We start from the raw sequence: 6,610 nt of genomic DNA, 5'->3' as shown, positions 1-6,610 counted from the left end.
GGGGCCCGGCAGGGCTGGGTTTGGGGATGTGGCGGCGGCGGGGGGCCTGGCTGGGGCTGCCAGCCGGCGGGTGGGGCGGCCTGCGGGGTCGGGCCCTGGGCGGGGCCGCGCTCCCAGTCGGAGGGCCAGGCCGCCTGCGGAGGCTGCTGCGGCTGCTGCGGCTGCTCCTGGAACTGCTGTTCCTGGAACTGTTGCTGCTGGGGCTGGACCTGAGACTGGGTCAGCTCCGGCGGCAGCGGCACCTCGGTGGTGGCGTAGCGCTCGTGGATCTGGCCGAAGCGCGAACTCGGCGGCGGGGCGACGTCGCTGTGGGGCGGGACCGCACCCGCGGCCGGGGGGCCCTGCGGGTACGGAGGGAGCAGGGAGGTCTGCTCGGCCTCGTTCCACTCGGACGGCTGCCGGCCCTCGGCGGGGAAGATGGGGGAACCCGAATAACCGGACACGGACTGCCTCACCCTCCCGCGAACGGCGGAAGGACCTCGACGGTGCCGCCCTGCTTGAGTTCGACCGTGGCGTGGTCGCGACCGCCGACCGGGTCGCCGTCCACCAGGAACGAGCACAGTCCGAGGACCTGCGCGAACCGCGGCCGATCGGCGTGCAGCGCACGCGCGGCGGCCAGCGCCTCGGCGAGCGTCGCCGCGCGGTAGGGCTCCTCGCCCGTGCCCGCCTCGGCCTTGGCCGCCGCCCAGTACCGGATCGTCCCTTCGCTCACGCCTGTCGCCTCGGCGGATGCCGAACCAGCGGTCATCTCACCCTCCTCAGTGGAACCTCGCATCGGGCCATCATGGACTCATCCACCTGCTTCCGTCACCGCGCGCTGGTCAGCCAGTCGCCCACACGTTCGAGAAGCGCCTCGTCGGCCGCGTTCTCGGCGTGCCCGAAGCCGGGCTCGATCCAGAGCTCCGAACTGCCCTTGCCGCTCGCCGCCAGATGCAGCGAGCGCGGGTGGTCCAGCGGGAAGTAGGGGTCGTTGTCGCCGTGCACCACCAGCAGCGGGATGCCCCGCTCGGCCAGCAGCGCGGCCGCCCGCACCGGCGGCACCGGGATCTCTTTCCACTCCTTCGGGTCGATCCGGGTGCGCAGCCCGAGCCGCCCGACCACCCGCCCCAGCGGCCGCATCACGACCCAGTGCAGCCGCCGCATCGGGACGGTGCCGCGGTAGTACCAGCGGGCCGGCGCGCTGACGGCGGCCACCGCCGCCACTCCCCCGTACAGCGCGGCATGGCGGACGACCACGGCGCCGCCCATGGAGAAGCCGGCGGTGACGATCCGCCGGTAGCCCAGCGAGCGCGCCCACTCGACCGCGGCCTGCAGGTCGAGCACCTCCCGGTCGCCCACGGTGGAGAGCCCGCCGGAGCGGCCGTGGCCGCGGAAGGAGAAGGTCACCACGCCCGCATGGTGGGACAGCACCCCCGCGGCGCGTTGCAGCGCGGGCCGTTCCACAGCCCCGCTGAAGCCGTGCGCGAGCACCACCGCCAGGTCCGTCCCGGCAGCCGCCGCATCCGCGTCAGCAGGGCGGTGAGCTGCGTGGATGCGGACCCCGTCCGGGGTCAGCAACAGGGCCTCGGCAGGGGCGCTCCAGGGGCGCGCGCCTGTGCCAGTCCTGGTCAGACCCTTCGCGACAGCTTCCATGTGGGCTATTCTCCTTCTCCAAGGGATCCGGGCAGAGTCGCCCCCGGGTCCTTTTATGCATTGCAGCCTTCGTGCATTGCAGCCGCTTATGCATACAGATCTTGAACGCGTGACCTGCGAGAGGCTTCGCCGAACGGAACGCACAGCGCCGTGTGCCCGGCCGGAACCGATGGAGCCGCCGACCCTCACCGTCTGACCCGGAAAGGGGACTAACCGGGTATGAGTTCTCTGCTGCTGCTCACCAACGCCCTGCAGCCGTCCGCCGAGGTGCTGCCCGCGCTCGGCCTGCTGCTGCACAACGTCCGCGTGGCCCCCGCCGAGGGCTCCGCCCTCGTGGACACCCCCAGCTCCGATGTGATCCTGGTCGACGGCCGCCGTGATCTGCCGCACATCCGCAGCCTCTGCCAGCTGATCCGCTCCACCGGGCCCGGCGCGCCGGTGGTCCTCATCGTGACCGAGGGCGGCCTGGCCGCGGTCACCGCCGAGTGGGGCATCGACGACGTGCTGCTGGACTCGGCCGGACCGGCCGAGGTCGAGGCACGGCTGCGGCTGGCCACCGGTCGGATGCAGGTGGTGCAGGACGACAGCCCGATGGAGATCCGCAACGGCGACCTGTCGGTGGACGAGGCGACCTACAGCGCCAAGCTCAAGGGCCGGGTGCTGGACCTGACCTTCAAGGAGTTCGAGCTCATCAAGTACCTGGCGCAGCACCCGGGCCGGGTCTTCACCCGGGCCCAACTGCTGCAGGAGGTCTGGGGCTACGACTACTTCGGCGGCACCCGGACGGTGGACGTGCACGTCCGGCGGCTGCGGGCGAAGCTCGGTCCCGAGCACGAGCAGCTGATCGGCACCGTCCGCAATGTGGGCTACCGCTTCGTCGTGCCGGAGAAGGCCGACAAGGGCGTCCTGCCCCGGACGGAGGCCGGCGCGGCGAGCGGTGCCGCCACTGCCGGTGCCGCCTCCGGTTCCGCCGGGGACGCGGCCCCGGTCGAGGCCGACGCGGAGGTCTGAGCCCCCGCCACCCGTGACGGCGGGCGTGCGGAAGGCACCCGGGGGCTTCCGGGTGCCTTCCGCACGCCCGGTCCACGGCGGCACGGTGAGGCGCGTAGACTGCGCCCGTGCCCAAGGTGACCCGCGACGATGTGGCCAGGCTGGCAGGGACCTCGACCGCGGTCGTCAGCTACGTCATCAACAATGGCCCCCGCCCGGTCGCCCCGGCGACCCGCGAACGCGTGCTCGCGGCGATAGCCCAGCTCGGCTACCGCCCCAACAGCGTCGCCCAGGCGATGGCGAGCCGCCGTACCAATCTCATCGGCATGGTCGTGCCCGACGCCCGCCAGCCGTTCTTCGCCGAGCTCTCGCACGCGGTGGAGCGGGTGGCCTCGGAGCGCGGCAAGATCGTGCTGATAGGGAACTCCGACTACGTCGGCGACCGTGAGATGCACTACGTCCGGGCCTTCCTCGGGATGCGCGTCTCCGGGCTGATCCTGATCAGTCAGGGGCCCTCGCAGCAGGCCGCGACCGAGTTCGCCGCCCAGGACGACTCGCGGGTGGTGCTGCTGCACCGCCGCCCGGAGAGCGCCGAGGACGTCGCCGTGGTCACCGACGACGTCGGCGGCGCGCAGCTGGCGGTGGAGCACCTGCTCGGGCACGGACACGCCTATGTCGCCTGCTTCGGCGGCCCGGTGGCCTCGCCCGCCCCCGGCGACCCGGTGATCGACCACATCGAGGGCTGGCGCCGGGCGATGACCGCGGCCGGCCTGGACACCGAGGGCCGGCTGATCGACGCGCCGTTCGACCGGTACGGGGCCAGGGCCGTCGCCGTCGAGCTGCTGCGCTCTCCCGACCGCCCCCCGGCGATCTTCTGCTCCACCGACGACCAGGCCATCGGCGTCGCCAGGGCGGCCCGCGAGGTCGGCGTCAGGATCCCCGAGGACCTGGCCCTCGCCGGCTTCGACGACATCCCCGAGGCCGCGTTCTGCGACCCGCCGCTGACCACCATCGCCTCGGACCGGGACGCCATGGCCAAGGCCGCGGTGGACCTGGTGCTGGACGACTCGCTGCTGGTGCCGGGTTCGGACACGCCCCGGGTCCGGCGCTTCCCCAGCAGGCTGGTGACCAGGCGCTCCTGCGGCTGCGGCTGACCCCTTCGGAGCCGGCGTTGACCCGCCATGGAGCCGGCGCTCATCTGGCGGGACTGCGGGCCTTGATTCTTTCGTAGGCCTATGAGCCTGCTCTCAGTGGCCTCTCATCTTCCGGGCCGAGATTTGTCCCATGAGCAGCGAGACGCACCGGAATCCTGAAGGCGCCCCCGAGCCGGGCGTGTACCACTACACCGCTGGTGACGGCACGGGTGTCGACCCGACTGTGCCGCTGCCCCCCATGCCGCAGCACGCGCCGGCGGCCCACTACGGCGAGGCCCCCATCGAGGGCACCGTCCTTCCCGGCGACCCCGCACCGCTCCCCGGCCCCCCGCTGCCCGCCCCGGCGCCGTACGCCGGCGGGAACGGCGGCTGGGGCGGCCACGACGGCGGCGCCGACCGGACCGCGCAGCACGCGGCCGAGCCGGCCCCCAGGAAGCGCAGCAGGCTGCGTCGCCCGGTCACCCTGGTGGCGGCGGTCGCGCTGGTCTCCGCGCTGGTCGGCGGGGTCACCGGCGGCGTGATCAGCGCCGACCACAGCACCACCGGCAACTACAGCACCGGCGCGGTGGTCACCTCCGACTCCAAGACCACCAGCAACACCGCCGCGATCGCCTCCGCCGTGACCCCCAGCACCGTGCAGATCACCGTGACCTCGGGCAACAGCGAGGACATCGGCACCGGCATAATCCTGACCTCCACCGGCCAGATCCTCACCAACTACCACGTGGTCTCCTCGGCTGCGGGCAACAGCAGCGCCACCATCAAGATTACCTTCAGTGACGGCAGGACCACCAGCGCGAGCATCGTCGGCACCGACGCCGGCCTGGACGTCGCGGTGATCAAGGCCGAGAACGTCAGCGGCCTCAAGGCCGCCTCGCTCGGCAACTCCGGCTCGGTCGCCATAGGCGACTCCGTGGTCGCCATCGGCAACCCGGACGGCCTCACCGGCACCGTCACCTCCGGCATCGTCAGCGCGCTGAACCGCAAGGTCACCGTGGACGTCAGCGAGAGCACCACCCAGGGCAACGGCGGCTTCGGCTTCCCGAGCTGGTCCGGCCAGGACCAGAGCGGCAACGGCGGCAGCTCCAACAGCTCCTCGGGCAGCCAGACCGCCACCTACAGCGCGATCCAGACCGACGCCTCGCTCAACCCCGGCAACTCCGGCGGTCCGCTGCTGAACAGCTCCGGGGAGGTCATCGGGATCAACGCCTCGATGTACAGCTCTTCCTCCTCCAGCAGCTCCAGCAGTCAGGCCGGCAGCGTCGGACTCGGTTTCGCCATCCCGATCAACGCGGTGAAGGCGGTCCTGCCGCAGCTCCAGGCCGGTCACAACGTCACCTGACCGACGGTCGCTCCCCGAAAAGGCGGAGTACCGGACGTCGTCCTGACGCGGGACCCACCCGTGACGGACAATCGCGGACAGATGGCATCGTGTCCGTAACCGAGGAATCCGAGGAAACAAGCAGATGAATGCCTCCGCCGCGCAGTCCGCAGCCAACGAAACGTCGACGACCGAGGACGCGCTCGCCCGCATCCTGGTCGTCGACGACGAGCCCGCGCTGCGTGACGCGCTGGAGAGCAGCCTCGCCTTCGAGGGCTACGAGGTGACCACCGCCTCGGACGGCCTGGAGGCGCTGGACGCCATCGCCGAGAAATCGCCCGACCTGGTGCTGCTGGACGTCATGATGCCGCGGATGGACGGGCTCACCACCGTCCGCCGGCTGCGGTCCCGCGGCGACACCGTCCCGGTGCTGATGCTGACGGCCCGGGACGCCGTGGGCGACCGGGTCACCGGCCTGGACGTGGGCGCCGACGACTACCTGGCCAAGCCGTTCGAACTGGACGAGCTGCTGGCCAGGGTCAGGGCGCTGCTGCGGCGCAACTCCATCGCGCAGGCGGCGGGGGCCGGCGGTCCGGCCGAGGACGAGGTGCTCTCCTTCGAGGACCTGCGGATGAACACCACCACCCGCGAGGTCACCCGTGCGGGCCGGCCGGTGGAGCTGACCCGCACCGAGTACATGCTGCTGGAGATGTTCCTGGCGCACCCGCGCCAGGTGCTGACCCGTGAGCAGATCCTGAAGGCCGTCTGGGGCTTCGACTTCGAACCGTCGTCGAACTCCCTGGACGTGTACGTGATGTACCTGCGCCGCAAGACCGAGGCCGGCGGGATGCCCCGGCTGGTGCACACGGTCCGCGGCGTGGGGTACGCGCTCCGCGCCGGCAGCGGAACGTGAGCGAGCAGACGGCTGCCGCCGAGGAGGCCCCCGCGAAGCGGTCCCGCGTCGGGTGGCTCAACCGGATGACGCTGCGCGGCCGGCTGGCCCTGATGTCCGCCGTCGCCGTCACCGTCGCGGTGCTGGTCTGCGCCACGGTGAGCTGGTTCTTCGCCAAGGACCAGATGATCAGTCAGGTGGACGCGACACTGCAGTCGTCGGTCAACCCGAACCCGGTGGGCACGTTGAACTACGTGGCCAGGGCCTGCTCCAAGGTGGACCAGGAGCCGGTGCAGAACAGCACCACGCTGATCATGTCCACCGGGACGTACTGTCCGACGAAGTCCGACAGCACGGTCAGGCCCACCGCGTCGGACTATGCGATCGCCTCCAGCGGCACCTCCGGCCCTGACGCGCAGAGCAGTCTGCGGAACGGGACCACGGTGGGCGGCGCCTCGGTGCGCGTCTACACGGTGAGCGTGGGCAGCTACAACGTCAACGGCACCGACATGACCCTGGCCATCGCCGTCGCCCAGCCCCTGGCGCCGGTCCAGGACGCCCTGAACAAGCTCGCCCTGATCATGGCCGCGGTCTCGCTGCTGGTCATCATCGGTTCCGCGG

Annotated in this window: 6 protein-coding genes and 2 pseudogenes; 5 read left to right on the top strand and 3 right to left on the bottom strand. The window is 71.8% G+C overall.

What is annotated here, in order from left to right; translation table 11 throughout:
- From TR46_RS42230 to TR46_RS11605, 3 genes and pseudogenes are all read right to left on the bottom strand, one after another.
- A pseudogene (locus TR46_RS42230) lies at nucleotides 1-443 on the bottom strand (hypothetical protein); the annotation flags it as partial.
- An 8-nt stretch (nucleotides 444-451) separates the two neighbouring features.
- A complete protein-coding gene (locus TR46_RS11610; protein ID WP_174505114.1) occupies nucleotides 452-748 on the bottom strand; it encodes a MoaD/ThiS family protein in 297 nt (98 codons plus the stop codon).
- Nucleotides 749-807: 59 nt separating this feature from the next.
- The gene (locus TR46_RS11605) at nucleotides 808-1,632 is read right to left on the bottom strand and encodes an alpha/beta hydrolase (protein ID WP_084718315.1); all 825 of its coding nucleotides are present in this window, start codon (nucleotides 1,630-1,632) and stop codon (nucleotides 808-810) included.
- Between the two features lie 219 nt (nucleotides 1,633-1,851).
- Between TR46_RS11605 and TR46_RS11600 the strand changes: the two genes are divergently transcribed.
- The 5 genes and pseudogenes from TR46_RS11600 to TR46_RS11580 all read left to right on the top strand — a co-directional run.
- Nucleotides 1,852-2,643 carry a response regulator transcription factor gene (locus TR46_RS11600; protein WP_042398147.1) on the top strand — a complete coding sequence of 264 codons (792 nt, stop codon included), beginning with the start codon at nucleotides 1,852-1,854 and terminating at the stop codon, nucleotides 2,641-2,643.
- Between the two features lie 107 nt (nucleotides 2,644-2,750).
- On the top strand, nucleotides 2,751-3,776 hold the full coding sequence (locus TR46_RS11595) for a LacI family DNA-binding transcriptional regulator (protein WP_042398145.1): 1,026 nt from the start codon (nucleotides 2,751-2,753) through the stop codon (nucleotides 3,774-3,776).
- Between the two features lie 130 nt (nucleotides 3,777-3,906).
- Nucleotides 3,907-5,118 carry a S1C family serine protease gene (locus TR46_RS11590; RefSeq protein WP_042398143.1) on the top strand — a complete coding sequence of 404 codons (1,212 nt, stop codon included), beginning with the start codon at nucleotides 3,907-3,909 and terminating at the stop codon, nucleotides 5,116-5,118.
- Between the two features lie 124 nt (nucleotides 5,119-5,242).
- Nucleotides 5,243-6,010 (top strand): response regulator transcription factor, encoded by a 768-nt coding sequence (locus TR46_RS11585; RefSeq protein ID WP_084718313.1) that lies wholly within the window; start codon nucleotides 5,243-5,245, stop codon nucleotides 6,008-6,010.
- Nucleotides 6,007-6,610, top strand: a pseudogene (locus tag TR46_RS11580) (hypothetical protein); the annotation flags it as partial. The gene TR46_RS11585 and the pseudogene TR46_RS11580, both read left to right, overlap by 4 nt.

This window comes from Streptacidiphilus carbonis, from assembly GCF_000787775.1.
GTDB lineage: Bacteria > Actinomycetota > Actinomycetes > Streptomycetales > Streptomycetaceae > Streptacidiphilus > Streptacidiphilus carbonis.
The sequence above is the reverse complement of the archived record's forward strand: the minus strand, read 5'-3'. Positions and strand labels throughout refer to the sequence as shown.

Coding starts and splice junctions, on each gene's coding strand:
- TR46_RS11610 (WP_174505114.1), bottom strand. CDS start 748: ATGACCGCTGGTTCGGCATCCGCCGAGGCGACAGGCGTGAGCGAAGGG.
- TR46_RS11605 (WP_084718315.1), bottom strand. CDS start 1,632: ATGGAAGCTGTCGCGAAGGGTCTGACCAGGACTGGCACAGGCGCGCGC.
- TR46_RS11600 (WP_042398147.1), top strand. CDS start 1,852: ATGAGTTCTCTGCTGCTGCTCACCAACGCCCTGCAGCCGTCCGCCGAG.
- TR46_RS11590 (WP_042398143.1), top strand. CDS start 3,907: ATGAGCAGCGAGACGCACCGGAATCCTGAAGGCGCCCCCGAGCCGGGC.
- TR46_RS11585 (WP_084718313.1), top strand. CDS start 5,243: ATGAATGCCTCCGCCGCGCAGTCCGCAGCCAACGAAACGTCGACGACC.